We start from the raw sequence: 507 nt of genomic DNA, 5'->3' as shown, positions 1-507 counted from the left end.
AGAATCCCCTAATTAAGCATTTATCAGCTCAACTTGCTAAGGTAGCCAAGAATGAATATAACGCCTTTGTTGAAGCACACCCTGAGTCAGTAACCGATCCTGAAAAGTTTCGTAAAATTGGTGTATTTTTGAAGATGCACGGTGCGACCTATCGCGAAGAAAACGATGGTGAAATACCGGGCATAAAAGATTCCCTCGAGGCAGCATATCGCTACCACGGATGGGATTTAGAACTCAAGAATAAACAGGATGTCGCTAACGCCGCCAAGAACGCTGCTGCCACCCGAACTACCCCACAGGGCAAACCAAAAGCAACAAAGAAGGAAGTATCGAAAGGTGAACAATTCTTTGCAAACAAACTTGGCGTAAAACTTAAGTAGTAGGGATTTAAATTAGCTCATAACCTAGAAAGGAATATTATGCCTACACGATTAATTGGTGTACGCGTTGCCGAAGATCAATTCGCAACCGAAGAACGTCCTGTAGCTAGTGGTGTATCCGTTTCCG

General features: G+C 43.6%; 1 protein-coding gene. It reads left to right on the top strand.

Features of this window, described 5'->3' with window-relative positions; translation table 11 throughout:
• Positions 1–380, top strand: a 380-nt coding sequence (locus tag AC3DEV_RS16760) for a hypothetical protein (protein WP_488372828.1), incomplete at its 5' end; no start/stop codon positions are given.
• Positions 381–507 lie beyond the last annotated feature (127 nt).

This window comes from Dietzia sp. IBK-p2-15D (genome assembly GCF_057773105.1).
Note: the sequence above shows the minus strand (reverse complement) of the source record. Positions and strands in the feature narration are given on the sequence as shown.